Source organism: Pseudomonas sessilinigenes (assembly GCF_003850565.1).
GTDB classification, from domain to species: domain Bacteria; phylum Pseudomonadota; class Gammaproteobacteria; order Pseudomonadales; family Pseudomonadaceae; genus Aquipseudomonas; species Aquipseudomonas sessilinigenes.
In genome coordinates, this window is record NZ_CP027706.1 from 1,544,327 (window position 1) to 1,570,700 (window position 26,374).

The following is a 26,374-nucleotide window of genomic DNA, read 5'->3' on the forward strand; positions in this document are numbered from 1 at the left end:
CAACGTTCGATCTGCCTATTCCAATAACCTCAAAAAGGCGCGCCTCCATGTCAGGCAAAGGTAAATTCAAGAAACAACTCTCTCTGGTGGACCTGACCTTCATCGGGTTGGGTGCGATCTTCGGTTCCGGCTGGCTGTTTGCCGCCAGCCATGTCTCGGCGATTGCCGGACCGGCAGGGATCTTTTCCTGGCTGCTGGGCGGTTTTGCCGTGCTGTTGCTGGGCATCGTCTACTGCGAGCTGGGGGCCGCCTTGCCGCGCGCTGGTGGCGTGGTGCGCTATCCGGTGTTCTCCCATGGCCCGCTGCTGGGGTACTTGATGGGGTTTATCACCTTGATCGCCTTTTCCAGCCTGGTGGCGATCGAGGTAGTGGCGGCCCGGCAATACGCAGCGGCCTGGTTTCCCAGCTTGACCCATGAAGGCAGCAGCGACCCGACGATCATAGGCTGGTTGGTACAGTTCGCGTTGCTGTGCCTGTTCTTCTGGCTCAACTACTACAGCGTCAAGACCTTCGCCAAATCCAACAACTTCATCAGCCTGTTCAAGTTCGTGGTGCCGTTGCTGGTGATCGGCGTCCTGTTCACCTTCTTCAAGCCCGACAACTTCCATGTCCAGGGTTTCGCCCCATTCGGCCTGTCGGGGATCGAGATGGCGGTCTCGGCGGGCGGCATCATCTTTGCCTACCTGGGGCTGACCCCGATCATCTCCGTGGCCAGCGAGGTACGTAACCCCCAGCGGACGATTCCCATTGCGCTGATCCTCTCGGTGCTGCTCTCGACCTTGATCTACGGCTTGCTGCAACTGGCATTCCTGGGCAGCATCCCCACGGAAATGCTGGCCAATGGCTGGAGCGGTATCAGCAAGGAGTTCTCGCTGCCGTACCGTGATATCGCCCTGACCCTCGGGGTGGGCTGGCTGGCCTACCTGGTGGTGGCCGACGCGGTGATCTCCCCCAGCGGTTGCGGCAATATCTACATGAACGCCACGCCGCGAGTGGTCTACGGCTGGGCCCGGACCGGCACCTTCTTCAAGATATTCACCCGTATCGACGAGCAGTCGGGTATCCCACGTCCGGCGCTGTGGCTGACCTTCGGCCTGTCGGTATTCTGGACATTGCCGTTCCCGTCCTGGGAAGCCCTGATCAATGTGGTCTCGGCCGCGTTGGTATTGAGCTATGCCGTCGCGCCAGTGAGCGTCGCCGCCTTGCGCAAGAGCGCCCCTGATCTGGCGCGACCGTTTCGGGTCAGGGCGTTCGCCGTGCTGGGGCCGTTGTCGTTCGTGATCGCTGCGCTGATCGTCTATTGGTCAGGTTGGAGCACCGTGTCCTGGCTGCTGGGGCTGCAGATCCTGATGTTCGTGATTTACCTGCTGTGCAAGCGCCTGGTACCCACCGATCACCTGAGCCTGGGTGAGCAGGTACGTTCGTCGTCGTGGCTGATCGCTTTCTACGCGCTGACCATCGTCATTTCCTACCTGGGCAGCTTTGGCGGGATCGGCGTCCTGGCGCATCCGTTCGATACCTTGACCGTCACCCTGATGGCACTGTGTATCTACTACTGGGGAGCCAATACCGGCGTTCCCAGTGCCAAGCTGGCGCTGGATGGCGACGAAGAAGAGTGAGCGCCGTCTCTTTCAATCGATGACGGCTTGCGGTCTTGAGCACAGAGGACCTGCTCAAGGCGGCTGGTCGGAATCCCTGGACCCATAGCTGACCAGCCGGCCCCACGAAGATCGTGGGGCCGGCTGGTATCCGGGGTATCAGAAGCGCACGTTGGCTGCCAGTTCGGCTGAACGGCCAGGGGCGACGATGGCGAACATGCCGACGTGGGAGGCGTCGTAGTAGGTCTCGTCGGTGAGGTTCAGCAGGTTGAGCTGCAGGTCGAGGTTCTTGTTCACCCGGTAGGCCAGCATGGCGTCGTAGCGCCAGTAGGAATCCAGGCTCCGGGTATTGGCATCGTCGGTGTAGCGCTTGTCTACATAGTTGGCGCCGGCACCGGCCTTCCAGCGTTCGGCGAAGCTGTAGGTGGTCCACACCGAGCCGCTGTTGGGAGCGATGAACTTGGCGCGGTTGCCGTCGAAGTTGGTGTTCTTGCCTGAGGCGTACTTGACCGTCTTGGCGTCCAGGTAGGTGTAGCCTGCCATCACTTCCCACTGGTCCGTGAGATGGCCAGTGGCTCCCACTTCAAAACCCTTGACCTCGACGTTGCCGTCCAGGGTCACCTCATTGCTGAGCGGGTCGTAGGTCCGCGCATTGGACTTTTCGGTCTTGAACACCGCGGCCGTCAGGGCCAGGCGTTCATCGAGCAGGTCCCACTTGGTACCCAGTTCGATGCTGCGGCTCTTTTCCGGATCCAGGTTGCTCAAGCGGCCGCCGGCCGCGCCGTCGGCCCCGCCGGATTGCCCGGCTGTTTCCCCAGATGGGTTGAACGAGGTGCCGTAGGACAGATAGAGGCTGGCGTAGGGCAGGGGCTTGAAAACGAGGCCGGCCTGGTAGGTCCAGATATTGCTGCGGTTGCTCTGGGCAGCGTCCCGGACGTGGTAGTTGTCGAAGCGCGTTCCCAGGTTCAGGTCCCACTGCTCGTGCAGGGCCAGGGTGTCCATCACATACAGGGCGCGGTTGTTGTGCCGGGTGACGTCGTGACTGCCATTACCTCGTGCTACCGGGGCATGGGCATCACGTGGGTTGGGGGCGTGCAGGCTGCCTGGATCGGAACCACGGGGGGCGTAGCGGTTCTTCACATCGATCCGTTCACGGGAGAACTCCAGGCCGGCGCTGTAGCTGTGGCCGATGGGACCGGTGTCGAAGGTACCGAAGATGTCGGTCTGGTTGATCAGCGAGGTGTTGACCACGTTGCGTCCACGTGCGGGGCCACGCATCACCACGCCGGCCAGCTCATTGTCGATGGAGCCGAAGGTCGGCCGACTCATGATGTAGTCCTGCATGCTGCGCCCCTGGCGGGTGGTATTGCGCAGGGTCAGGTGTTCATTGACGTCATGTTCCAGCTGCAGGGTGGCGATGTCGGAGGAGGTCTTGCGGAAGTCGCGCTTGGCAAAACCGTAGAAGTTATCCCTGTCGACCTTGGCCGGCTTGCCAGTGATGGCCGACACCGGATGCCCCTGGTCGGGAATGTCGTCGCTCTGCATGTGGTAGTAGCTCAGCGTACCGCGGGTATCGGTGTTCAGGCCGAAGGAGACGCTCGGGGCCAGGCCCCAGCGGGTGACTTCGACATCGTCGCGCCCGGGCGTGTCGGCTTCGTGCTTCATCGCGTTCAGGCGCAGGGCCATGTTCTGTTCGGGCAGGTACTGGTTGACGTCGAGGGTGCTACGGCGAAGTTGATCGGTCCCCAGGGTCAGGCTGCCGGAGGCGAAGGATTCCTGCTTCGGGGCCTTGCTGATCAGGTTGATGCTGCCACCCGTGGAGCCGCGGCCGGAATAGGCTGAGCCTGGTCCCTTGACGACCTCGATCTGTTCGACGTTGAAGGCTTCGTGGGTCATGCGCCCTACATCGCGAATACCATCGATCATGATGTCGGTGCTGGCTTCGAAACCGCGAATGAACGGGCGATCGCCCAATGGTGTGCCACCTTCGCCAGCGCCGAAGGTGATGCCAGGAGTGGTGCGCAGGGCGTCTGCCAGGGTCGATACCGCACGCTCCTGCATCAGGGATTCGGTGATGATGGTGACCGACTTCGGGGTTTCTCTCAGCGGGGCTGTGAATTTCACCGAGTCGGAGGCCTCACGCTTGTAACCGGGCTGGTGCTGCCCCTTGACCTGGGTGGTGCCGAGGGTGACGGCAGCGCTGCCGGATGGCGCTTCGGGGTGTTCCGAGGTAGCACCCAGGCTGGCTTCACTGAGGGCCAGCAAGCCAAGGGATGTGGGCCACAACTTCCAAGAATGTGGACGGGTAGTGCTGGACATTGAGATATGACCTCCGGTTTATTTGGAAGTAATTCTCATATGCGAATTTGTGTCATTCAATCGGATCTATCCGAACAATCATGTCTAAAAATGTATTCGGATCGATAGGCTGGTCGTCAGCCAAACTTGGGGTTGTTGGCTGCGCATCCGGGATTCTGAGGTTGTTGCGGGCGATGTTCTTTTGCCCCAGATTACGCCTTCGTCGATACCGTCCGAACAAGGAGACCTGCCATGGACTTGCACTTCGAAACCGCCAACCTGTTGCTGCGACCGCGCACCTTCGAGCATTTCGAGGCCTGCCTTCGCATGGACCAGGACCCGCAAGTCACGCGTTTCATACCCGGTGAGTGGGACGGCGGGCAGTGGCACCGGGGTTTCCTGCAGGCGCGGATTTCCCAGGACTTTGGTGAGCGGTGCGGTTATTGGGCGATCTTCGCCAGGCAGGCGCCTGACGAGTTGCTGGGCTGGGTCTCGTTCATCCCCTTCGATGCCGTAGGGCCCGAGTTGGAGATGGGCTGGCGCCTGGTGCAACGAGCCTGGGGGCGGGGCTTCGCTTCCGAGGCGGCCCGACGGATCGTCGAGCACGCGTTCGCCGATCCGCAGGTCGAGCGGCTGGTGGCCGATGCACATGTGGACAACCTTGCCTCGTTGGCAGTGGCCCGCAAGATTGGCTTTCGGGTTTCCCACGACGCTGACTTCGAAGGCCTGCCCAGCCGTTTCTTCGAGATGACCCGCGAGGATTTTCTTCGGCAGCAGGCCAGCGCTGGATTGTCGCGTGCCTGAGACTGGCAGGCGTGGCGCCATTGCTTGGCGCCACGTGATGTTGAACGCTTGGGATCAGAGGTGGCGGCCGACCCACCACAGCACCAGGAACGCGATGCAGGCGACCAAGGCCGAGAGTTGGAACAGATTGATCGACCACTTCAGGCCCAGGGGGAAGTTTCGATAGTCCCGCGCGTTCAAGCCGCCGTTACGCAGGAACAAGTGGGGCATGGCGAACATGGCGCCGATGCACAGCAGCATGAAGAAGCGGCTAAGTGGGTCCTTGCCCAGCAGGGGCAGGCGAATGGCGATGGCCCGGCAGCGGGATAGATGCCCGACCATGTCGTCGAGCCTGAAGTAACCCAGGTAGACCTGGATCGCCAGGGACACCAGTGCGGACATGACCACCAGTACCCAACCTGCGGTGTAGATATCTTCGGCGTTGCACATAGCTCTTCAATGACCTCCTCGAACCTTGCGACCAGGCGCTTGGTGTATTGCTCCTCCGATTGACCCTGCATGCAGGGCAGCCGGCCACCATACCATTCCCAACGACATCAGGGCGCAGGTTCGCCCGCAGATGATGGCTGGCTGGGCAGGGCGCAAGGCAGAGAGTCAGAGTTTGGCGCACCGCGCCACATCGGCCTGGGTGGTGACCTGGGTGTCGATGCCAAGGCGATATTTGCAGTAGTCGATGATCATCTGCCGTTCTTCGGCGGTGAGCTTCTCCACGCGCCGGTAATCGCCGTCGTTGGCGTGGATATTGAAGAACTCCAGTTGCAGGCTCGGCGAATGCTTGAGGAACCAGCGGGTGTGGGTTTCAGCTTCTTCCAATTCGGTGTAGTAGCCGATATTGAGCTCGACCAGCAGGCCGATAACCAACAGGAGGATGAGTTTTTTCACGTGCGGCTCCTTCCATGGATGAGGCGCCAACGGCACCGGGGGGCGCATGGTTCCGGGATTGGAGGCGCTTGGCAAGTACCTGTTAAGAGGTATGGCTGTCATGAATTGTGACGTTTGCCCGGGACAGGTTCAGCCAACAGACAGGAGCGGGCTGTTACAACGTTCACGCACTCGGCAGGAGCCGGGTGGACAAGGGGGCAGTGAGGTCGGGGCTACGGCCCCGACCTTCCCATGCAGCAACAGCAGTACGCAATAACAGAGAAAGCGATCTTGGGATCGCTTTTTTTGTGCCCGCAAATGGCCGGTCAATGAGTTTGGTCCTGTTGCCGGGCTCCGGCTTTGCGGAGCATGAACCCCCGGCATATCTGCTACCTGTGCTAACGGAAGGCTCTGGCCCGGCCATTACCTCGGTGGGGAACACTCTCTCCAGATTACCGTTCGTCCGACGGATGGAATTGGCAAGTATCAGTCACTGCGGCATGCTGTCAGAGGATGTCGTAGTGCCACTACTTTGGCGGTATGGACATTTCATAGCTGCTGTTGGGCTCCCCTTCGATGGTGAAATAGGTGTTCTGATGATTGTGTTGATCCTGTCCGAGTCGCGGCATGCCGGATAAGGCATTGGCCGAGGAGCAGCGCCTGGCCGCCTTGTATGCCCTCGAGCTGCTGGATACGGCCCGCTGCGAAAGCTTCGATCGCATCTGCCGCCTGGCCGCGCAGTTCTTCAAGGTCCCCACGGCGCTGATTACCCTGGTGGATCGTGATCGACAGTGGTTCAAGTCGCGCGTGGGGTTTGCCGTCGAGCAGACGCCGATCGATCAGTCGTTCTGCGCCTACACGATCAAGTCCGGTGAGGTGTTCGAAGTTCAGGACGCTCGCCAGGACGTGCGTTTCCATGCCAATCCACTGGTGACCGAGGGCCCGGGCATAGGTTTTTATGCCGGGGCGCCCTTGATCACTTCCACGGGGCACGCCATCGGCAGCCTGTGCGTCATCGACAAGCAGCCGCAGCGGCTCGATGCCGCCGAGCGTCAACAGCTGCGTGACCTGGCCTCCCTGGTGATGGAGCAGATCGAGCAACGCCAGCGCCAGACCCGCCGTGATCCGGTCAGTGGCCTGCCCAACCGCGAGCAGTTCCAGCGCGACTTGCACGATCTGGCGGACGAACACCCCGGGGAGCGACGGGTGCTGGTGCTGGTGGATGCGGTGGACATGACCGTGGCCCATGAGTTGACCCTGGCCCTGGGCATGGCGCCGTTCGAGATCATCGTGCGTTTTCTTGCCCAGCAGTTGCTCGCCTACCTGGGTCGGCATGTGCGGGTCTATCACGTCTCGGCCAAGCGCTTCGGCTTCCTGCTGCCGGCCGCACCTGGGGTCGAGCGTTTGCTGGAGGGCCTGGTGCGTCGCTTGCGCCGCCAGCCGCCGGGCCTGGAATTGCCGATGGTGCCGGGAGTGTGCGCGGGCATGGTGGAGTTTTCCACGGATCATGACGCCGTGCCGGACGTGTTGCGCAAGGCCATGTTCGCCCTGGAGCTGGCCGCGCTGGAGCGCTGTACCTGGGCGCCCTACGACCTGGTGCGCGACCAGGCCTACCGGCGTGCCTTCAACCTGGCCGCGGACATCGGCGAGGCTCTGGACACCGGGCAGATCTACCTGATGTTCCAGCCGCGCTTCGCCCTGCCCGATGGCGCCCAGGTCAGTGCCGAGGCGCTGATCCGCTGGGACCATCCCTGGCTGGGGCCGATTTCCCCTGCGGAGTTCATTCCGGTGATGGAGCGCAACGCCCAGATCCACCAGGTGACCCACTGGCTGATCGATGCGGTGTTGCACAAGTTGCATCTATGGAGTGCCAGTGATGTGCAACGCCTGTCGATCAACCTGTCACCCCAGGATTTCGAGGACCAGGACATCGCCGATGTGTTGCGCGATGCCTGCCTGCGCCACCGCATCAATCCCCGGCGCCTGGAAGTGGAGATCACCGAAGGCGCCTGGCTGCGCTCCAACCCGAAAGTGTTGGAGCAGTTGAGCAAGATTCGCGCCCTGGGCATGGATGTGGCCATCGACGATTTTGGTACCGGCTACAGCAACTTCGCCTATCTGCACCAGATTCCGGCCAATGTGGTGAAGCTCGACAAATCCATGGTCACTGACCTTGAGAGCAGCGCACAGCACCAGAAGATCACCCGCTCGGTGATCGCCCTGGCCCGCGAACTGGGCTACCGCACCGTGGCCGAGGGCATCGAGAGCTTCAAGTGCCTGCAGATGTTGCGGTCCTTCGGCTGTGACGAGGCCCAGGGTTACTTCCTGGCCCGGCCCATGCCCCAGGACAAGTTCCTGGCCCGTAGCGAAGCGCAGCGCTTTCCGCTGCAGGCAGGCTTCTAGCATTGTGTGGCCTGGCCAGCGCCAGGCGATGTCGCCCGTGTTGGCCGGATCGCTGCCTTGGGTCGTGGCGGAGAGGCCCTGGCCAGGGCAGGTGGGGGTTTAACCTTTCTATACAAAATCCGCACACTTCGTGATGAAGAGCCCAGGGCACTTCTTTAGGCTGCTGTCATTTTTAGCCTGATGCCCTAAGGATCGCTGCATGATGAAGCCTGTCAGAGCCATGGCCTGCTGTGGTGCGCTGCTGTTCGGTATGGCCAGCTGTAGTCACGCTGCGCTGGAACAGCCATACATGCGCCGTTGCGAGTTGCCGGCAGTCAGTGCGCAGGTTCGGCAACTCCCCGCGCCTGGTGGTGCCTGGTGCGTCGGCAAGGCCAGTTTCGCATTGCGGGACGCGGCACGCCCCGAGCCATTCTCCAGGACGGAAAATGCCCGGCGCGAGCTGGCGCTGAAAGTCTGGTACCCGATTGCCAATCCCGCACGCCAGCTGCCTCGTGCCGAATATGCCGAACCCCAGGCCCTGATGGCGATGAAGATTGCCCCTGAGGAGCTCGCGGTGCTCAGCCACTCCGGCGCAGGAGCCCGGATGCAGAAACAGCGTCAATATCCGGTCTTGCTGTTTTCTCCCGGGTTGGGAGCGGTGGCCGAGTTCTACAGTGGCCTGCTCGAAGACCTGGCCAGCCGTGGCTACGTGGTCGTGGCCATCAACCATCCCCACATCTCCGGGGTCACCGTGTTGCCTGGAGAGCGGGTGGTCCCGATGCTTGCGGCCCTGGAAGAAGACGAGACCCGCTTGGCGAGCGCTGCGCCGGTGGTGGTGGATGACCTGCGCACGACACTGGACTGGCTGCAGCGGCAGAACCAGGACCCCAAGCACTTGCTGGGTGGCCATCTGGACTTGAATCGCATCGGTGCCCTGGGCCATTCCTTCGGTGGGTCGGCCGCCCTGCAAGCCGCTCGGGTAGACAAGCGCTTGCGGGCCGCAGCGAACCTGGACGGTACCATCCAGGGCAGCCTGGCCGGCCCCTGGAACAAGCCCCTGCTGCTGTATTCGGCTGGTAACGATCCGCAGGATGCCAGCATGGACCAGGTCTGGGCCGTCCATCGAGGGCCGGGGGTGCGCAAGGTCCTGGGGAATGCAGGCCACCATGATTTCACCGATGGCCGCTGGGTGCTCCCAGGGCCCGTGGTCGAAGAGATGGGGGAGGTGTTCGGCAGCATCGACCGCGGCTTGGCGTTGCGTTCCTTGCGCGTGGACCTCAGTGAGTTCTTTGCCCGTTATGTGGCCCATCCATAGCCTTGAAGGGATAATGAACCGCTTCAAGAACCGGCCGTTGGGCCGGTTTTGCGTATGGGGAGAGGCATCATGGGCAAAGTGAGGGTGCTAGGCACGACGCAGGAGGCGATCCATGCCGCCGAGACGCAATTGGGGCTGCCCCTGCCGAAGTCTTTCGCCGATTGGCTTTTGGCTAACAATGGCAGGGCCCTGGGCGCCTTGGTGGTGCTCCCGGTCTTCGATGCGCGTGATCCACGCAAGACCTGGGACTCCATCGTTCGCTATTTCCAGGGGGGCTGGCAGCGGTGGCAAGAGAATTTTGGCGATCGTCCGGAAGGCTGCTCCAGGTTACTGCCGTTCGCGGAGTTCGGAACGGGGGACTGCTACTGCTTCGATTACGCCACGCTCGGTGAAACCGGCGAACCCGTGGTGGTGCTTTGGTCCCATGAGACAGGCCAGGCTTCAGTCGTCGCCGATAGCTATGCAGCCTTCCTGGCCAGCCCTGATCGGCCTGGGTAGCAGGTATTCCCTGAAACCCTGGCAAGAATCAGGCTTGAGTGGCCAAGCTTGTAGTCGGTAGCGCAGGCGCTTGCGCCATGGGATTGGCAGGAGAGCTGCACATGAAGGAACCGGCTCACGGAAGAGGGGGCTGGCTCGCCCTCCGCTCGGTTTGGCGAGTGAGTTCGAAGCGCTCGGGATCGACCAATGAAAAAAATGCTCGGCTTGCGGCTGGTTCATTATCAAACGCGCCATAACCGCAGTCGTCATGGGGATAGATCACTAAGCCACTTTTCTCGAAAACAACAAAAAGATGTCCGTGGAACCCACCGCTCAAGGTGTTCTGCGCCAAAGTCGCATGACTCACAGCCAGAAAGCCATCAAGGTTTTCTGGCGAAAGCTCAATGTCGCGTATCGGGAGTTCCGCAGGGGCGTCGTGATAGTTGTAATCGACGAACTGGACAAACCTCCCACGATTGATAGCCCGGGCGTACAACTCTTGCGCTTCGCGTGCCTTGTACCCTTTCCCTCGCAACTGTCTTTGCGTATAGGCGGTTACAAGTGAGCTGTACACGGTAACTTTCTGCGGGTGCTGTCGGAGGTAGTCAAGGACGATGGAGTTTGCTGCCGCGGCGCAGGCTCTTCGGTTAATACCTTTTTTTGAATGGAAATAACCAGCCCATCCTGGGGATGCGCAGTAGCTGCTGAAATCAAGAAAACGTTGAGCATTGTTCACAAGTGGCTTCATCCGTTGTTGTTTCATCCGGGTGCCGCAAGCCTTTGGAAGAATCACCTAGCCAGTGATTGAGCTAGCCACTGGAGCGGACTCTGTACCGGTTGTAGCCACATCGAAGCCTATCGTTCCCTTCTCACGGTGTGTGAGGGCAATAGAAAGATTGGACGATCGTGAATTGATTCGTGCACGTCTTGTTGCTTCAAAAGTGCGAGCGATGGTGTAGCGGGAGCGTAATGCCCAGGACATCGATTCTGTTCGGGTGGTGTTGGAGTTTGTTGCGTCGTGTCACATCCATAACCCTTTACAGGAGGACTCGAGTGACTTTGTGCTTTAGCTCATGTGATTTATTGAAAATCCATGAGTTGAGGAGGGAAGTGGAGCGGGTGAAGGGAATCGAACCCTCGTTATCAGCTTGGGAAGCTGGAGTAATGCCATTATACGACACCCGCTCGAACGGCTGACTTTGTACCAGATGTAACCGGGAATTTGAAGTTTTTCTTTATCTGGCCCGCATTTATCTGTTTTCCCACACTTGCCACAGGGACGCCAGGCGCCACGGACAGAGGGCTCGTCCAAAGACGGATGGCGACCTGTGGAAGCGGGATTTCAGACGGCTCGTGCATGTTGGCCCTGAACGTAGGAGGGGCGCGGACGAGCATCGTATTGCAAGGGCTTGAGGAAGCTCAGCAGCGCCCGGCGACTGTCCTGGCAAGCGGCCTTGTGTTCCATGTCCAGGAAATGCCCTGTCGCGCTGATCGTACTGAAGCTCGAGTTTCGCACATGGTTGGCGAACAGCCGGGCGTCCTTGGCCGAGGTGTACTCGTCCCACTCGCCATTGATGAACAGCACGGGTATCTGAATATTCTTCGCCGCCTTGATGTAGCACTGGCGATCGCTGTTGAGCACATGACTGATGTGAAAGTGCATCTGCCCGTACTCATGCTCGGCCAGGCTGCTCACATGGCGATAGTTGAAGCGCTTGAACAGCGATGGCAAGTGCTTGCCGATGGTGTCGTTGACCAGATGGCCGACGCGATGGCGGTCAAGGTTGCCGAGGTAGTCGACGCCGCGTTCCAGGTAGTCGCGCATCGGTTCGTTGATCACCGGCGAGAATGAGCTGATCACCGCCTTTTCGATGCGCCGCGGGCATTGGGCGAGTGCCTGCAAGGTCGCGGCCCCGCCCCAGGAAAACGACAGCACATGCTCGGCGGCGAAGTGTTCGATGAGCTCCAGCAGGATCTGCCCCTCGATTTCCTTGGTCAGCATGCGCTCATGCCGGTTATGGGCCTTGGAGCGACCTGCATAGGGCTGGTCGTAGAGCACCACGTTGAACTGCGGATGGAGGTTCTTCACGGTTTGGGCAAAGGACGCCGTGGTGGCCATCGAGCCGTTGACCAGGATGATGGTCTTGTCCGCAGCTTCCGCGCGATAGAACTCCGTGTAAACCCGATACTGACCTTGTATATCCAGCACAGCGATTTCTGGCCTCATGTCATAAGACTCCTGGCAAGCGGGTATGCGCGCATACGATGAGTGTGCACGGGCAATGTGACAGGTAGGCATACGCCTGGAATCGGGGCCCATGTCGATCCGGTAAGGCAGGTCGACGGGTATTGTTATAGGCGGGCGATTTACCGGCGCGAATGCAGAGCAGGCAGGGCTCAAGCCGGCAAAGGGTTTCTGGTTATGGGTGTGACTGGTCGGTCATAATTCGGCCGACGGACTGATTCAAGCAGGGAGGTCCGGAACCCGCAAGTGCCGTTGGGTAAATTGTTCGACAGCTTCCGCCCAGCGGTCGTCCCTGGGCGAAAGGTGTCACACCTGCTCTATCTCGGCGGTGTGAAGGGGCCGATATTCACCAGGGGCCAGGGCCGGGTCCAGTATCAGCGGCCCCATGCTCTCGCGATGCAGGCGCACGACCTTGTTGTCGAAATGACCGAACATGCGCTTGACCTGGTGGTAGCGCCCTTCGACGATGCTCAGCCGGGCACTGCGGGGACCGAGGATCTGCAACTGCGCCGGCAGGGTAGTGAGGTCTTCGAAGGCGAAGTACAGGCCCTGGGCGAAGGTCTGGACATACTCGGGGCCAATCTGCCGTTCGGTCTCCACGTAGTAGCGCTTGGGCAGCTTGGTTTGTGGCTGGGTCAGTCGCCGTGACCAGCTGCCGTCGTTGGTGATCAGCAACAGCCCGGTGGTGTTGTAGTCCAGGCGTCCGGCGATATGCAGTTCATGCAGGTCGGGCTCGTCGAGCAGCTCGAGCACGGTCTTGTGTTCGGGGTCGCGGGTGGCGCTGACGCAGCCCATGGGCTTGTGCAGCATGAAGTAGCGCGCTGGCTTGCCGGCCTGCACCACCTCGCCGTCCAGCTCCACCCGGCTGAATTCGCGGACCTCGGCCATGGCATCGGTGACTGGCCGACCATCGATGCGTACGCGCTGTTGCGCTAGCAACAGGCGGGCTTGCTGGCGGTTCAAGTGCGGCAGGTTACCGAGGAAGCGATCAATACGCATGGTGCCCAGGCCTTGCAGGCAGGAAGCGCGGGCTCATGAGCGTGGTGCCTGGGCCGTGCGCAACTGCGCCTCGACACCCGCACAGCGCGGACACAGGCACGATTGGTTGCGCAGCTCCTGCGGCAGGGCCTCGATGACGGCAGGGTCGATACTCACGCTGTAGCACCAGCAGGCACGGTCGGCGCTGCGCGGGTCGGCCAGGGTGCAGTCATTGCGGGCGCCGCAGGCTGGGCAAAGGTCGGGTCTGTTCATGGTATGCAGGGGTGTTTGCGCGCAGGCTCGATGGTGTCCGGCCTGCTTCGCATGGGCGGCTCGGGGTAACAGGTTGTGCAGGGTGTCTGCGGATTGCGGACCGGTCAAGCAGCGGCTGACGATCAGCGGCAAGTAACGTGGCCTGGAGGGTTCTCGTGCCCAGGTCGCCGGTGGTCGTCAGGCACTATAAATGTGGGGGTGAGAACCGCACTGAAAGCGGTTTTCGCGGTCAGATATGTTGTCAGTCAGCATTGCTGGCTGCCGCCTGCCAGCGTCGCTGGTCTGGCTTCTTCGCGGTCCAGGAGGCCGCCATGTATCGTCGACTTCTGCTGCTTATCCTGTTGGGTTCGAGTCTTTGCGCGTGCGTCCCCTATTACGATGGAGACTCCGGTTACTACGGCTCCCGGGTCTACAGCTCGCCGGCGCCGGCCTATTACTACGGTGGCGGTTCTTCCTATTACTACTCCACTGGGCGCAGCTACTACGCGCCCCGCTATTACCAGCCAGCCCCCCGTTACTACCAACCGGCACCACGCTACTACCAGCCTCGACCGGGGTACCGGCCATACCCGGGTCATGGTTGGGGAGGGCATGATCATCAGGGTAACTGGGGCAATAACAATGGGGGCAACCACGACTGGGGAGGCCATGGCGGTCATGACCGCGGCCGGGGAGGGCGCGGCCACTGAGGCTCGCACGACCCGCAATCCTAGGGCCGTTGCACGCCGGGGCTGGATACTTCCCATCCCCGGTAGTGGGTTGGCCGTTAATAGCCTGTGAGGTCCGCCAACGGATGACGGCCCTCCCAGGCCTTGTGGAAATGCGCCTCGACCACGGCTTCCGGCACGCTGGTGATATCTGCCCAGTGCCAACGTGGCTGGTGATCCTTGTCGATCAGGCGTGCACGCACCCCTTCGGCGAACTCCGGGTGCCGGCAGCAATTCAGGCTCAGGGTGTACTCCATCTGGAACACCTCGGCCAGCGACAGGTAGCGGGCCCGGCGGATCTGTTCCCAGACCAGGTGCGCCGTCAGTGGACAGCCTTCGGCGAGGGTCTTGGCCGCACGGCTGTAGAGCGTGTCCTGATGGTCGTGCAACTGGCCAATGGCGCGCCAGGCACAGGCCACGTCGCTGACGTCCAGCCATTGATCGATTTCGGCCCGGCGCGGCAACCATTGGGCGTCGGGCATCTGCCCCAGGGCTTCTTGTTGCAGGGCCTTGAGCAGGCTATTGAGCTGGCGTGGGGTCTGTTCCTGCCAGTTCAATTGCAGCAGCCCCTGGATCAACGCCTCTTGTTGCTCATCCAGCAGGAAGCGGTCCGCCAGGCCCAGGTCCAGGGCGTCGCGGCCGTTCATGTGGGCACCGGTGAGCCCCAGGAACAGCCCCAGCTTGCCGGGCATGCGCGAAAGGAACCAGCTGGCCCCCACGTCGGGATACAGGCCAATGCTGATTTCCGGCATCGCCAGGCGGCTGCTGGGGGTGACGATGCGGATGCCGGCGCCTTGCAGCAGGCCCATGCCGCCTCCGAGCACATAGCCATGGCCCCAGCAGATCAATGGCTTGGGATAGGTGTGCAGACGGTAGTCGAGACGATACTCCGCGGCGAAGAAATGCCCGGCCAGGGCTGGTACCTGGCCGGGTTGTGCCAGGCAAGCCTGGGCCAGGCTGCGGACCTCGCCACCGGCACAAAAGGCCTTGGCACCGTTGCCACGCAACATCACGCAGACCACGCGGGGGGCCTTGGCCCAGGCGTCGAGGCGTTCGCTCAACTGCTGGATCATGGGCAGCGACAGGGCGTTGAGGGATTTTTCCGCGTCCAGGGTAGCGATGGCGATGCGGGCGCCGCCGGTACCGGTGAGTTCTTCGACGTGCAGGTTCATCGTGACCTCGATGGAAAATAAGAGCGGTCAGTATGATCGCCGTGAGGGAAAGTACTGCTCCTGTGTCAGATCAATTGACAAGCGAAGTCGGCTTTCCTAGGGTGCGGCCATTGTTTTTCACGGGCATGGCCATGACTGCTGACGATCGTATCAAACTCGAACCGAGCTGGAAGGAGGCACTGCGTGCCGAATTCGAGCAGCCCTACATGAGCGAACTGCGGGAGTTCCTGCGCCAAGAACATGCCGCCGGCAAGCAGATCTATCCGCCGGGTCCGCTGATCTTCAACGCCCTGAATTCGACACCCCTGGACAAGGTCAAGGTGGTGATCCTCGGCCAGGACCCCTACCACGGCCCGGGCCAGGCCCATGGATTGTGCTTTTCGGTGCAGCCGGGCGTGCCCGCGCCACCCTCGCTGGTGAATATCTACAAAGAGCTCAAGCGCGACTTGAACATCGACATCCCCAACCACGGTTACCTGCAGAGCTGGGCCGACCAGGGCGTGTTGATGCTCAACACCACCATGACCGTGGAGCGCGCCAATGCCGCCTCCCATGCGGGCAAGGGCTGGCAATTCTTCACCGACCGGATCATCGAGGTGGTCAGCGCCCACCAGCCGCACCTGGTCTTCCTGCTCTGGGGCTCCCATGCCCAGAGCAAGCAGAAGTTGATCGACGCGACCAAGCACCTGGTGCTGACTTCCGTGCACCCATCGCCCCTGTCCGCTTACCGTGGGTTCCTCGGTTGCGGGCATTTCAGTCGTACCAACAAGTTCCTCGAGCAGAACGGCGAAGCCCCGATCGAGTGGCGCCTGCCACCGCTGTAGGCCAGCCCTGTGGTCGCTGCCCGACCCCGTCTGCGGCAGCGGCTACAGATCCTTGTTCCAGTGGCGGAACAGGGGCTCGGCGAGGAACAGCACGAACAACAGGCGCATCACCTGCATCGCTGTCACCAATGGCACCGACAGTTGCAGCACCTCGGCCGTCAGGCTCATTTCCGCAATGCCTCCGGGCATCATGCCCAGGGTCAGTGAACGCAGATCCAGGTGGGTCAGCAGGCTCAAGCACCAGGCCGCCAGGCCGGCGATCAACATGCTCAGGGCGGTGCCCACCAGCGTACGCCCCATGAATGAGGGCGCCCGACGAAAGAACTGCCGATTGAAATGACAACCCAGGCCGCTGCCGATCAGCCACTGGCCCAGCTGGCTGGCTCCGTCCGGCAGGCCGATGTGCAGGTTCCAGGCGATGCTCGCCGTGGCGCTGAGCAGCAAGGGGCCGAACAACCAGGGGTTGGGTTGGCGCAGGCGCTGCCAGAGCCAGGCCAGCAGCGCTCCGGCGGGAAACAGCAGGGCCAGCCAGTGCCAGTCGACGACCGCCCCTTGCAATACCGGTGAGCCTTGGCCCAGCAGGTACTTGAAGGCGGCGGGTACGCACAGCACCACCGCCAGTACCCGCAAGCTCTGTCCGGCGGCTACCCGGCTGAGTACCGCGCCATTGCGTGCGCCGAGGTTGACCATTTCCCCCGAACCACCCGGCATGCTGGAGAAGAAGGCGGTGGCCCGATCCTCGCCGGTACGTCGTAGCAACCAGACCGCCACTACGCTGGACAGGCTGGTAACCAGCGCACCGCAGAAGATCAGGCCGAAATGGCTCATGACCTGTTCCATCACCGCCGGGGTGAAGTGCAGGCCGATGCCGATGCCCACCACCCATTGTCCGCATTTGCGACCGCCGGGAATTTCCCCCAACTGCCATGGGGTCAGGCAGCGCACCAGGATGACGGCCAGCAACGAACCGACCATCCAGGGCAATGGCCAGCCGACCTGGCTGGCCAGGTAGCCACCCGCCAGGCCCACCAGGGGCGTGCCCCACCATTGCCTGAAGGTGGCGTCAGACATCGGCTAAGGCGCGGCGTTGGCTGGCACGCTTGCGCCAGATGCGCAGCAGCGGCATGAGCAGCATGCACAGGGTCAGTGCCCAGACACCGACGGTGATCGGGCTCGACCAGAGGATTTCCAGAGCGCCATTGGAGATCGACAGTGCACGACGCAGGTTCTGTTCCATCAAGCCGCCAAGGATGAAGCCCAGCAGCACCGGCGAGAGCGGGAAGTCCAGCTTGCGCAGGATGTAGCCGAAAATGCCGATGCCCACCATCAGGAACAGGTCGAAAGTGGTGGCATGCACGGCATAGACGCCGATCGCGGTGATGATCGCGATGGCCGGCACCAGGGCCCAGTTCGGCACCGCGAGGATGCGGGTGAAGATGCGGATCATCGGGATGTTGAGGATCACCAGCATGATGTTGGCGATGAACAACGAGGCGATCAGGCCCCAGACGATGTCCGGTTGTTGCTGGAACAGCAACGGCCCCGGCGTGATGTTGTACAGCGACAGGGCGCCGATCATCACCGCCGTGGTGCCCGAGCCCGGCACGCCCAGGGTCAGCATCGGCACCAGGGCGCCGCAGGCCGAGGCGCCGATCGCGGTTTCCGGAGCCGCCAGGCCGCGCTTGTCGCCCTGGCCAAAAGTGCCGGTGGCGCCAGCGATGCGTTTCTCGGTCATGTAGGCCACGGCACTGGCCAGGGTCGCGCCTGCACCGGGCAATACCCCCATGATGAAGCCCAGCAGGCCACAGCGCAGGTTGACGGTGAACACCGAGGCGGCTTCCTTGAAGTTGAACAGCATGCGTCCGGTGGCCTTGACCGCTTCCTGGCCGCGGTGGGTCTTTTCCAGCAGCAGGAGGATTTCGCTGATGGAAAACAGGCCCAGTACCAGGACCACGAACTGAATGCCGTCGGCCAGATGGATGCTGTCACCGGTGAAGCGATACACGCCGCTGTTGGCATCGATGCCTACCGCCGACAGGAACAGCCCGATCAGCGCGGCAATGAAGGTCTTCAGTGGCCGGTCGCCCGCCATGCCGCCGAGGGCGACGATGGCGAACACCATCAGCACGAAATATTCCGCAGGGCCGAAGGCGATGGCCCACTTGGCCAGCAGCGGGGCGAACAGCACCATGCCGCAGGTGGCGATGAAGGCGCCAAGGAACGAACTCCAGGCCGACAACGACAGGGCCACCCCGGCCAGGCCCTTGCGAGCCATCGGATAACCGTCGAGGGTGGTCATCACCGTAGAGGCCTCGCCGGGGATGTTCAGCAGGATCGAACTGATCCGGCCGCCGTACTCGCAGCCCAGGTAGACCGCCGCCAGCAGGATCAGCGCCGACTCCGGCGGCAGGCCCAGGGCGAAGGCGATGGGGATCAGCAGCGCCACGCCGTTGATCGGGCCCAGGCCCGGCAGCAGGCCGACGACGGTGCCGATCAGGGTGCCGGTGAGGGCGGTGACCAGGTTGTACGGGCTCAGCGCGACGCCGAAGCCCTGGCCGAGATAGCTCAAGGTATCCATATCAATTCTCCAGAACGTCGAGCAGGCCCAGGGGCAGGGGCACGTCCATGACCCGATCGAACAGCCAGTACAGGCCGATGCTGAGCAGGCTGACGATCACCAGACTGGGCAACCAGCGGCCGCCATACAGGCGGGCCATGGGGACGCCGACGAGGATCCCGGCGAGGATGAAGCCCAGGGGTTCGAAGGTGCCGGCCAATACCAGCAGCAGGGCCACGCAGAGGGCGATCTTGACCAGGGTTTCACGGTCCAGGGGCGGTTCGTCGTCGCTGTGCTTGATCGGTGTCGGGCGCACCAGCAGGTACAGCAGCGCCAGGCCCATCAGGCCGAGCATGAGTAGCGGAAAGGCCCTTGGGCCCACGGGTTCGTAGGAAAAGGCCGCCTGGTACGGCCAGGCCATCAGTGCAAGGCCAGCACAGGCCAGCAACAGCACCGAGGCGAATAGACGTTGAACGAGCATGGCTAACTCCCGGGCTCGACCCCCGCTGCGCAAGGGCCGGGCCGTCAGAATGGGGTGGTCACTGGATCAGGCCGAATTCCTTGGCCAGGGCCTTGTAGTCGGCCACCTGTTTCTTCACGTAGGTGTCCAGCTCCGGGCCGGTCATGGCGAAGGGGAACAGCTCGCGCTGGTCACGCAGCTTGGCGAACTCCTCGGAGGCCAGGAGCTTGTCGAAGGCGTTTTTCCACCAGGCGTATTCCTCGTCGCTGACCTTCGGCCCCAGGTAGAAGCCGCGCACCACCGGCCAGACGATGTCATAGCCCTGTTCCTTGGCAGTGGGGATGTTCTTCATTTCCGGTTCGTCCAGGCGTTGTTCGGAGAACACCGCCAGCAGGCGCATGTCGCCCGCGAGGATGTGTGGCATGGAGTCGGAGATGTCGGTACTGCCCACCTGGATGTGCCCGCCCAGCAGGGCCGTGGCGATTTCCCCGCCGCCCTCCAGGGCCACGTAGCGCAGGTCCCGCGGGTTGATCCCGGCGGCCTTGGCGATCAGCGCGGTTTGCATCCAGTCCTGGCTGCCGACGGTGCCGCCGGAGCCGATCACCACCTTGCTCGGATCTTTCTTCAGGGCCGCGACCAGGTCATCGAGAGTCTTGTAGGGCGAATCGTTCTTCACCGCGATGGCGCCATAGCTGGTGCCCACGGCCGCCAGCCAGTGCACGGCGTTTTCATCGAAGCGCCCGAACTTGCCCTGGGCCAGGTTCAGCAGCGAACCGCTGGACCAGGCCACCAGGGTCCCGGCATCGGCCGGGCGCTGGGCCACGACCGCGTTATAGGCCACGGCCCCGACGCCGCCGGGCATGTAGGTGACGCGCATCGGTTTGCTGAGGATCTTCTCGTTGACCAGGGCGCTCTGCACCAGCTTGCAGGTCAGGTCGAAGCCGCCGCCGGGGGAGGCCGGGGCGATGCATTCCGGGCGCTTGGGTTCGGCGGATGCGGCCAGCAGCTGGCCGGTGAACAACAGGCAGCCGACGGCGAGGGCCAGTTTACGCAATGAAAAGTCCATGAGTGTCTCCACAGGAGTTGTTATCGGTATGCCCGGGTCGTCCTCGATCCTTGGGCGCAGGGGCCGGCTTGCCAGCACCGGCCGTGGGCGCGGCCTGTGGGGTCACCACAGGGCCACGCTGTAGCTCACCAGCAGGCGTACCTCGTCCGCGTCGCGAGCCGAATAGTTGGAGCGGTAGGTGGCGTTGCGCAGGCGCACCGCAACATCCTTGAAGGTGCCGCTTTGCACCACGTACTTGACCTCGGTGTTGCGTTCCCATTCCTTGCCGGTGTCGCCGTTCTTCAAGGCGATGTTGTCGCCGCTCAGGTAGCGGGTCATGAAGCTCAGGCCGGGGATCCCCAGCTTGGCGAAGTCGTAGTCGTAGCGGGCTTGCCAGGAACGTTCCTCGGCGCCGGCGAAATCGTTGATCTGCACGAAGTTCACCAGGTAAGGGTCGCTGCCATCCACGTAGGGAAAGGCGCTGGAGCCGGACAGGTGCTGATAGCCGGCGCTGAGTTTATGCCCCTTGAGGGCGTAGCTCACCAGGCCGTTGAGGGCGCGGTTGTCGATTTTTCCACCGCGGGCCTGGCCCTGGTCATTGCTGATGGCCAGGCGCAGGTCGCTGGCGAAGGTGCCGGGCCCCATGGGGCGCGACGCCACCAAGCCGACAAAGTGCTGGTTGTAGACGTCGTCGAGCTGGGCGAAATGGTAGCTGGCGGTGATCTTGTCGCTGAGCTTGTAGTCCAGGCCGCCGAAGTTGAAGTGTTTGCCGGCCACGTTGCCGGCGAAGCGGCTGTTCTTGTTGTTGAGGCGGATATCCTCGTAGTTGCTGTCGTCGCGGTCCTTGGCTTTGTCCAGGCGGCCGCCGGTGAAGGTCAGGTTCTTGATTTCCCTGGAGGTCAGCAGGCCGCCCTGGAAGGTCTGTGGCAGGATGCGCCCGTCGTTGGGCTTGAGGATCGGCAGTTCGGGGATCAGGCTGCCGACCTTCAGTTCGGTGGCGGAGAACCTGATTTTGCCGGTCAGGCCCAGCTTGGAGTACTGGTTGGCCGCGCGCCCATCGTCGTGGGTCGGCAACAGGCCGGTGCCGGTACGGTCGGGGCTGGAGTCGAGCTTGACGCCCAGCATGCCCAGGGCATCGACGCCAAATCCCACGGTGCCTTCGGTGTAGCCCGACTGCAGGTTGAGCATGAAGCCCTGGGCCCACTCGTCGCGCTTGGATTGCTGGGCGCTGGTGCCGTCGCGAAAGTCGCGATTGAAGTACATATTGCGGGTTTCGAAGGTGGCGCTGCTGTCTTCGAAGAACGCGGCCTGGGTCAGCGGAGCAGCAAGGGCGGCGGCGCTGGCGAGGGCGGTCGGGGTCAGGCGGGAGAAACGCACAGGCGCGCTGGCCTGGGAGTGCGTGGATGGCATCCGGTGGTACTCCGATATTGTTCTTATTCTGATGAAAACGCTTCGAGGCGCTTTGCATGTCGGCGGAACTCGGCAAGGCTGCCGAAACTTTCCGTAACAGGACTCTAAAGGGCCAACCTTTCGCTAACCTTTCAGCCAGCTTTCGCGGTTTCCAGGCTTCACAGCAGCGGTTGCGGCGGTACACTCCGCGCGCAAAAGTACTGTCGATTCCCCCCTGAACGAGGTGCAAAACCATGCGGGTCCTGCTGGTCGAAGACCATCTGCAACTGGCTGAAAGTGTCGCCCAGGCGCTCAAGAGCACGGGCCTGACCGTGGACGTGCTGCACGACGGGGTGGCCGCCGACCTGGCGCTGAGCAGCGAGGAGTACGCCATGGCGGTGCTGGATGTCGGCCTGCCGCGCATGGACGGTTTCGAGGTGCTGGCGCGCTTGCGTACCCGTGGCAAGAACCTGCCGGTGCTGATGCTTACCGCTCGCAGCGACGTCAAGGATCGGGTCCACGGCCTCAACCTTGGGGCCGATGACTACCTGGCCAAGCCCTTCGAACTGAGCGAGCTGGAGGCCCGGGTCAAGGCCCTGCTGCGTCGCAGCGTGCTGGGCGGGGAGCGCCAGCAACGCTGTGGAGGGCTGGCTTATGACCTGGATACCCGGCGTTTCACTCTGGGTGATGAGCTGTTGACCCTGACGTCTCGCGAGCATGCGGTGCTCGAGGCGTTGATCGCCCGGCCAGGAAGGGTGATGAGCAAGGAGCAACTGGCCTCCCAGGTTTTCGGCCTGGACGAGGAGGCCAGTCCCGATGCCATCGAGATCTACGTCCATCGTCTGCGCAAGAAGCTCGATGGCCACGCGGTGGCCATCGTCACTTTCCGTGGCCTGGGTTATCTGCTGGAAAGCCGCGATGCATAAGCCCAGCAGCCTACGCTGGCGCCTGCTGTGGAACCTGGCGCTGCTGCTGGTGGTGCTGATGCTGGCCAGCGGCCTGAGCGCCTACTGGAATGGCCGCGAGGCGGCCGATACTGCCTATGACCGGACCCTGCTGGCGTCGGCGCGAACCATCGCTGCCGGCCTGTCCCAGCGCGATGGCAGCCTGAGTGCCAATGTGCCCTATGTGGCCCTGGATACCTTTGCCTATGACAGCGCCGGGCGCATCTACTACCAGGTCAACGACATTCACCAGCAACTGATTTCCGGCTACGAGAACCTGCCCGGGCCGCCACCAGGTACTCCGCGTACCGATGACTATCCGGCCCTGGCGCGGTTCTACGACGCCAGCTATCTGGGGCAGAACGTGCGGGTGGTGAGCCTGCTCAAGGCGGTCAGCGAGCCGAACATGAATGGCATGGCGGAAATCCGCGTGGCCGAGACCGATGAGGCTCGGGTCGCCATGGCCCGCAGCCTGATGGCCGATACCCTGCTGCGCCTGGGCATGCTGGCCATCGGCGCCTTGCTCCTGGTGTGGTTTGCGGTGAGCGCCGCCTTGCGGCCCCTGGAGCGTTTGCGCAGTGCGGTGGAGGAGCGCCAGCCGGACGACTTGCGGCCCTTGCCGCTGGTTTCGGTGCAGCGCGAGCTCTGGCCTCTGGTGCGGGCGTTGAACCATTTCACCGAACGCTTGCGCGGGCAGTTCGAGCGCCAGGCGCAATTTATCGCCGATGCTTCCCATGAGCTGCGCACGCCCCTGGCGGCGCTCAAGGCGCGCCTGGAGTTGGGGCTGCGCTCCAATGAACCACAAGCCTGGCGCTCCACCCTGGAGAGCACGGCCCAGGGGACCGACCGCCTGACCCACCTGGCCAACCAGTTGTTGTCCCTGGCCCGGGTGGAGAACGGTGCCAGGGCCATCGCCGAAGGCGGTGCGCAATTGCTCGATCTCAGTCAACTGGCGCGGGAGCTGGGCATGGCCATGGCACCCCTGGCCCATGCCCGTGGCGTGGCATTGGCCCTGGAAGCCGACGAGCCGGTCTGGCTCAAAGGCGAGCCAACCCTGCTCAATGAGTTGCTGAGCAATCTGGTGGACAACGCACTGGCCCACACCCCGTCGGGCGGCAATGTGGTGTTGCGGGTTACCCCACCAGGGGTGCTGGAGGTGGAGGACGACGGGCCGGGGATTCCCCTGGAGGAGCGCGACCGGGTCTTCGAGCGTTTCTACCGACGTAACCAGCAGGTGGCAGGGTCAGGGTTGGGGCTGGCGATCGTCGGCGAGATCTGTCGTGCACATTTGGCGCAGATCAGCCTGCATGACGGCCAGCCGTCGGGATTGAAGGTGCGGGTGAGCTTCGTCGCGGGCCGGGAGTCCTGACAAGGCACGCTCTCAATAGAGCATCGAACGGGATTCTTGCAGGTCGTTGCACATGGCCTGGTCGTCCGGATCGATCTTGAGTTTCTTGAAGGCCGGTACGCTGAAGGCATCGATGCGCGAGAGCGGGTGGTCGCTGTCCTTGTGGCAGTACAGGGTCGCCACCTGGACCAGGTCCACGTAGTCGATCCCGCTGGATTGGCGATTGAAGTCCAGGTAGTGCTCGGGGATCTGCACCAGTTGTTCGGGAAACTCCCAGACTTGCAGCAGCTTCTTGCCCAGGAGTGGGTGGATCTCTTCGATCACGTGATTGAGGCTCACCGAGTCGGCCAGCAGCTCATAGTGATCTTCGGCGTAGGTCAGGATCGGCAGTACGCCGATCTGGTGCACCAGGCCACCGAGCGCCGCCTGGTCCGGCTTGAGTTGGGTGTAGCTGCGGCACAGGGCATAGCTGACCCCGGCCACTTCCAGGCTCCGGCGCCAGACATCGCGCATCTTGCGCTCCACGACCTCGGAACGGGCGTTGAAGATCTGCTCCATCACCAGGCCGATGGCCAGGTTGCTGCTGTAGTTGACGCCCAGGCGGGTGATGGCGGTGTGCAGGTCGGTGACTTCCTGGGTCGCTCGCAGCAACGGGCTGTTGACCACCTTGATCAGCCGCGCCGACAGCGCGGTATCGCGGCCTATCACTTTGCTCAGGGTGCTGACGCTGATTTCCGGGTCTTCGGCGGCCTGGCGAATTTGCATGGCCACCTCCGGGAGGGTTGGCAGGACCAGGTCATCGTTGTCGATGGCCTCGACCAAATCCTGTTGGACCTTTTCCGCCAGCTCAGTCATTTCAATTCTCTAGGGTATTGCAGGAAAGGGGCAGGCAATCAGCGCTGGATTTCTCGATCACGATCCAACTGGTAGGGCAGGTCCAGCAATTGCAGGCCAGGTCCTTCGAGCGTCCCCAGGTGCAGGTTGTCATCCTCTACCGCTTCGGCCTGCACCACGGCCAGCAGTTCCACCTGGCCGGATGCCTGGGCGGACAGCACCACTTCACCGATGGAGCTGCCGTGGGTTGGGGAAAACAGCGGCGTGCCAGGAGCGGGAAGCTCGTCGGCGGCAAGTGCCAGGCGGTACAGGCGACGCTTGAGTTTGCCGAGGTATTGCATGCGCGCGACGATTTCCTGGCCGGTATAGCAGCCCTTCTTGAAACTGACACCGCCCACGGCTTGCAGGTTGAGCATCTGCGGGATGAACAGCTCACGGGTCTGCGGCATGACCTGGCCGAGGCCTGCACGGATCTGGCCCAGCAGCCACTGGTTCAAGTCGCCTTGGGGCAGTTGTGCGATCAGTTGCTGGTGCAGGCTCTCGGCGCGTTCGGCCCGGGCCCAGAGCTCGGCGCGATCGGTCGAGACGCGTACGGCGATCAGGTCGTCCGTCCGGACCACGGCGCCGGCTTCCTGGGGCAGTTCCAGGCCCAGGCCGGCTAGCACATGCTGGGCGGCGTTAAGGCCGAAACGTGCCCAGCTGGCGCTTTCATCGGTGAGCTTGGCCTTGGAAAACACCGCGTATTTCTTCAGGTCCGCCAGTTGCGGCTCGATCAGTTCGCAGGCCATGGCCAGCAGGCAACCGTCGCCTTCCAGGAGAATGCGGAAGCTCGACTGCATTCGGCCCTTCTGGGTGCAGCGCGCGCCCAGGCTGGATTGGTCGGCACTGAGATAGTTGAGGTTGCAGGTCAATTGGCCCTGCAGGAATTTGCTGGCGTCGGGGCCGCGGACGGCGAGTACGCCTTCGTGGGACAGGGGGCAGAAAAAAGCGGAGTCAGCCATGGGTCATCGCAGGGTAAAAAGTCTGGGGCACATGATAAGGGGGTGCCCTTGAAATGGATAGTTCACAAAGGATAGGCGGTGGACGACCAAAGCCGACTGTCATCGCTTTCCTCGGGCTGTATACTGGCGCCCTATTTGAGGAGCGTTCCATGGTTGAAGATGTTGAACTGAATCGCCTCTACTGGCACAGCCGTCGCGGCATGCTCGAGCTGGATGTATTGCTGGTGCCGTTCGTCAGGGAGGTGTACCCGAATCTCAACGAGACCGACCGCGAGTGCTATCGCAAGTTGCTCGAATGCGAGGACCAGGACATGTTCGGCTGGTTCATGGAGCGCAGCGAGTCCTCGGACCCTGAGTTGCAGCGCATGGTGCGCATGATCCTGGACCGTGTCCAACCCAAGTAAGTTGTTCGAATGCCGCTGGCAGGCCTCAAGGCTGCTGCTGGCGGCGTACCTGCTGGCCCAGGCCATGGCCCTGGGCGCCATCTTCCTGCTTGATATCCCTTCAGTTGCCAAGGTACTGGCGGTTTTGTCGTGCCTGCTGCACGGCGCCTGGGTGTTGCCCCGGCAAGTCTTGCTGAGCCACTCCCGGGCATTCAGGTGCTTGCGCCACGGTACCAGCGGTTGGCAATTGTGGAGCCCGGCACGGGGTTGGCAGGCTGTGGAGCTGCGTCCCGATAGCCTGGCATTGCCATTGATCGTGGTGCTGCGTTTTCGGTTGCCGGGGCGGCCTTGGGTTCATTGCATTTGCGTGCCATGGGACTCGATGGCGTCCGATGAGCACCGGCGACTGCGTGTGCGGCTCAAGTTCGGCCGCAGCAGATGGGGATCGGTCTAGGGGGAGGGCTGGCCCCAAAGAAGGT

At 62.6% G+C, this 26,374-nt stretch carries 26 protein-coding genes and 1 tRNA gene; 11 read left to right on the plus strand and 16 right to left on the minus strand.

The genetic code is table 11. The features are described 5' to 3' along the window. Positions 1-47 precede the first annotated feature (47 nt). On the plus strand, positions 48-1,619 hold the full coding sequence (locus C4K39_RS07150) for an APC family permease (RefSeq protein ID WP_068584283.1): 1,572 nt from the start codon (positions 48-50) through the stop codon (positions 1,617-1,619). A 138-nt stretch (positions 1,620-1,757) separates the two neighbouring features. On the opposite strand, the gene C4K39_RS07155 is transcribed toward C4K39_RS07150, so the two are convergent. Further along, the gene (locus tag C4K39_RS07155; protein ID WP_124345974.1) at positions 1,758-3,917 is read right to left on the minus strand and encodes a TonB-dependent receptor; all 2,160 of its coding nucleotides are present in this window, start codon (positions 3,915-3,917) and stop codon (positions 1,758-1,760) included. 231 nt (positions 3,918-4,148) lie between these two features. On the opposite strand from C4K39_RS07155, the gene C4K39_RS07160 reads away from it, so the two are divergent. Further along, positions 4,149-4,700: a GNAT family N-acetyltransferase gene (locus tag C4K39_RS07160; RefSeq protein WP_124345975.1), complete on the plus strand. Its 552-nt coding sequence runs from the start codon at positions 4,149-4,151 to the stop codon at positions 4,698-4,700. Positions 4,701-4,754: 54 nt separating this feature from the next. Here the strand turns inward: C4K39_RS07160 and C4K39_RS07165 are convergent, their stop codons facing one another. Together C4K39_RS07165 and C4K39_RS07170 are read right to left on the minus strand one after the other, a co-directional pair. Continuing rightward, complete coding sequence (locus C4K39_RS07165; protein ID WP_068584289.1) at positions 4,755-5,129, minus strand: hypothetical protein; 375 nt, start codon at positions 5,127-5,129, stop codon at positions 4,755-4,757. 165 nt (positions 5,130-5,294) lie between these two features. Further along, on the minus strand, positions 5,295-5,582 hold the full coding sequence (locus tag C4K39_RS07170; RefSeq protein WP_124345976.1) for a hypothetical protein: 288 nt from the start codon (positions 5,580-5,582) through the stop codon (positions 5,295-5,297). A 606-nt stretch (positions 5,583-6,188) separates the two neighbouring features. Here C4K39_RS07170 and C4K39_RS07175 point away from each other — a divergent pair. From C4K39_RS07175 to C4K39_RS07185, 3 genes are all read left to right on the plus strand, one after another. Then, on the plus strand, positions 6,189-7,964 hold the full coding sequence (locus C4K39_RS07175) for a sensor domain-containing diguanylate cyclase (protein ID WP_068584294.1): 1,776 nt from the start codon (positions 6,189-6,191) through the stop codon (positions 7,962-7,964). Positions 7,965-8,163: 199 nt separating this feature from the next. Next, on the plus strand, positions 8,164-9,258 hold the full coding sequence (locus C4K39_RS07180; RefSeq protein WP_124345977.1) for an alpha/beta hydrolase family protein: 1,095 nt from the start codon (positions 8,164-8,166) through the stop codon (positions 9,256-9,258). Positions 9,259-9,327: 69 nt separating this feature from the next. Beyond that, the gene (locus C4K39_RS07185) at positions 9,328-9,756 is read left to right on the plus strand and encodes an SMI1/KNR4 family protein (protein ID WP_124345978.1); all 429 of its coding nucleotides are present in this window, start codon (positions 9,328-9,330) and stop codon (positions 9,754-9,756) included. Positions 9,757-9,871: 115 nt separating this feature from the next. Here the strand turns inward: C4K39_RS07185 and C4K39_RS07190 are convergent, their stop codons facing one another. The 5 genes from C4K39_RS07190 to C4K39_RS07210 all read right to left on the minus strand — a co-directional run bounded on the left by C4K39_RS07190 (position 9,872) and on the right by C4K39_RS07210 (position 13,231). Then, entirely contained in the window at positions 9,872-10,498 is a 627-nt protein-coding gene (locus C4K39_RS07190) for a hypothetical protein (RefSeq protein WP_124345979.1), read from the minus strand. Positions 10,499-10,846: 348 nt separating this feature from the next. Next, positions 10,847-10,920, minus strand: a tRNA-Gly gene (locus C4K39_RS07195). A gap of 157 nt (positions 10,921-11,077) precedes the next feature. Then, positions 11,078-11,962, minus strand: a complete 885-nt coding sequence (locus tag C4K39_RS07200; protein ID WP_068584303.1) for an alpha/beta fold hydrolase — start codon at positions 11,960-11,962, stop codon at positions 11,078-11,080. 324 nt (positions 11,963-12,286) lie between these two features. Then, positions 12,287-12,979 (minus strand): pseudouridine synthase, encoded by a 693-nt coding sequence (locus C4K39_RS07205; RefSeq protein WP_124345980.1) that lies wholly within the window; start codon positions 12,977-12,979, stop codon positions 12,287-12,289. Positions 12,980-13,012: 33 nt separating this feature from the next. After that, complete coding sequence (locus tag C4K39_RS07210; RefSeq protein WP_068584330.1) at positions 13,013-13,231, minus strand: cysteine-rich CWC family protein; 219 nt, start codon at positions 13,229-13,231, stop codon at positions 13,013-13,015. Positions 13,232-13,542: 311 nt separating this feature from the next. Here C4K39_RS07210 and C4K39_RS07215 point away from each other — a divergent pair, with 311 nt between their 5' ends. Then, positions 13,543-13,920, plus strand: a complete 378-nt coding sequence (locus tag C4K39_RS07215; RefSeq protein ID WP_083235914.1) for a hypothetical protein — start codon at positions 13,543-13,545, stop codon at positions 13,918-13,920. A 77-nt stretch (positions 13,921-13,997) separates the two neighbouring features. Here C4K39_RS07215 and dspII read toward each other — a convergent pair whose 3' ends face one another. Further along, entirely contained in the window at positions 13,998-15,110 is a 1,113-nt protein-coding gene (gene dspII, locus C4K39_RS07220; RefSeq protein ID WP_124345981.1) for an enoyl-CoA hydratase/isomerase DspII, read from the minus strand. A gap of 131 nt (positions 15,111-15,241) precedes the next feature. Here dspII and ung point away from each other — a divergent pair, with 131 nt between their 5' ends. Then, on the plus strand, positions 15,242-15,934 hold the full coding sequence (gene ung / locus C4K39_RS07225) for a uracil-DNA glycosylase (protein WP_124345982.1): 693 nt from the start codon (positions 15,242-15,244) through the stop codon (positions 15,932-15,934). A gap of 42 nt (positions 15,935-15,976) precedes the next feature. Here ung and C4K39_RS07230 read toward each other — a convergent pair whose 3' ends face one another. The 5 genes from C4K39_RS07230 to C4K39_RS07250 all read right to left on the minus strand — a co-directional run bounded on the left by C4K39_RS07230 (position 15,977) and on the right by C4K39_RS07250 (position 21,406). Beyond that, positions 15,977-17,005: an AbrB family transcriptional regulator gene (locus tag C4K39_RS07230; RefSeq protein ID WP_068584311.1), complete on the minus strand. Its 1,029-nt coding sequence runs from the start codon at positions 17,003-17,005 to the stop codon at positions 15,977-15,979. Further along, positions 16,998-18,512, minus strand: a complete 1,515-nt coding sequence (locus tag C4K39_RS07235) for a tripartite tricarboxylate transporter permease (RefSeq protein WP_124345983.1) — start codon at positions 18,510-18,512, stop codon at positions 16,998-17,000. Before C4K39_RS07235 ends, C4K39_RS07230 begins: the two co-directional genes overlap by 8 nt. A gap of 1 nt (position 18,513) precedes the next feature. Then, on the minus strand, positions 18,514-18,972 hold the full coding sequence (locus C4K39_RS07240) for a tripartite tricarboxylate transporter TctB family protein (protein WP_124345984.1): 459 nt from the start codon (positions 18,970-18,972) through the stop codon (positions 18,514-18,516). A gap of 58 nt (positions 18,973-19,030) precedes the next feature. Beyond that, entirely contained in the window at positions 19,031-20,017 is a 987-nt protein-coding gene (locus C4K39_RS07245; protein ID WP_068584320.1) for a Bug family tripartite tricarboxylate transporter substrate binding protein, read from the minus strand. Positions 20,018-20,119: 102 nt separating this feature from the next. Beyond that, positions 20,120-21,406 (minus strand): OprD family porin, encoded by a 1,287-nt coding sequence (locus tag C4K39_RS07250; protein ID WP_124345985.1) that lies wholly within the window; start codon positions 21,404-21,406, stop codon positions 20,120-20,122. A gap of 233 nt (positions 21,407-21,639) precedes the next feature. Between C4K39_RS07250 and C4K39_RS07255 the strand changes: the two genes are divergently transcribed. Next, positions 21,640-22,311 carry a response regulator gene (locus C4K39_RS07255; RefSeq protein WP_068580051.1) on the plus strand — a complete coding sequence of 224 codons (672 nt, stop codon included), beginning with the start codon at positions 21,640-21,642 and terminating at the stop codon, positions 22,309-22,311. Next, positions 22,304-23,698 carry a sensor histidine kinase gene (locus C4K39_RS07260; RefSeq protein ID WP_068580049.1) on the plus strand — a complete coding sequence of 465 codons (1,395 nt, stop codon included), beginning with the start codon at positions 22,304-22,306 and terminating at the stop codon, positions 23,696-23,698. The genes C4K39_RS07255 and C4K39_RS07260 overlap by 8 nt, the downstream gene beginning before the upstream one ends. Positions 23,699-23,710: 12 nt before the next feature. Here C4K39_RS07260 and C4K39_RS07265 read toward each other — a convergent pair whose 3' ends face one another. Together C4K39_RS07265 and ygfZ are read right to left on the minus strand one after the other, a co-directional pair. Next, positions 23,711-24,532 carry an HDOD domain-containing protein gene (locus C4K39_RS07265; protein ID WP_068580048.1) on the minus strand — a complete coding sequence of 274 codons (822 nt, stop codon included), beginning with the start codon at positions 24,530-24,532 and terminating at the stop codon, positions 23,711-23,713. Positions 24,533-24,570: 38 nt separating this feature from the next. Then, positions 24,571-25,512, minus strand: a complete 942-nt coding sequence (gene ygfZ, locus C4K39_RS07270; protein ID WP_124345986.1) for a CAF17-like 4Fe-4S cluster assembly/insertion protein YgfZ — start codon at positions 25,510-25,512, stop codon at positions 24,571-24,573. 149 nt (positions 25,513-25,661) lie between these two features. Here ygfZ and C4K39_RS07275 point away from each other — a divergent pair, with 149 nt between their 5' ends. Together C4K39_RS07275 and C4K39_RS07280 are read left to right on the plus strand one after the other, a co-directional pair. Further along, complete coding sequence (locus C4K39_RS07275; protein WP_068580044.1) at positions 25,662-25,916, plus strand: FAD assembly factor SdhE; 255 nt, start codon at positions 25,662-25,664, stop codon at positions 25,914-25,916. Beyond that, positions 25,900-26,349, plus strand: a complete 450-nt coding sequence (locus C4K39_RS07280; protein ID WP_124345987.1) for a protein YgfX — start codon at positions 25,900-25,902, stop codon at positions 26,347-26,349. The genes C4K39_RS07275 and C4K39_RS07280 overlap by 17 nt, the downstream gene beginning before the upstream one ends. The last annotated feature ends 25 nt before the right edge of the window (positions 26,350-26,374 follow it).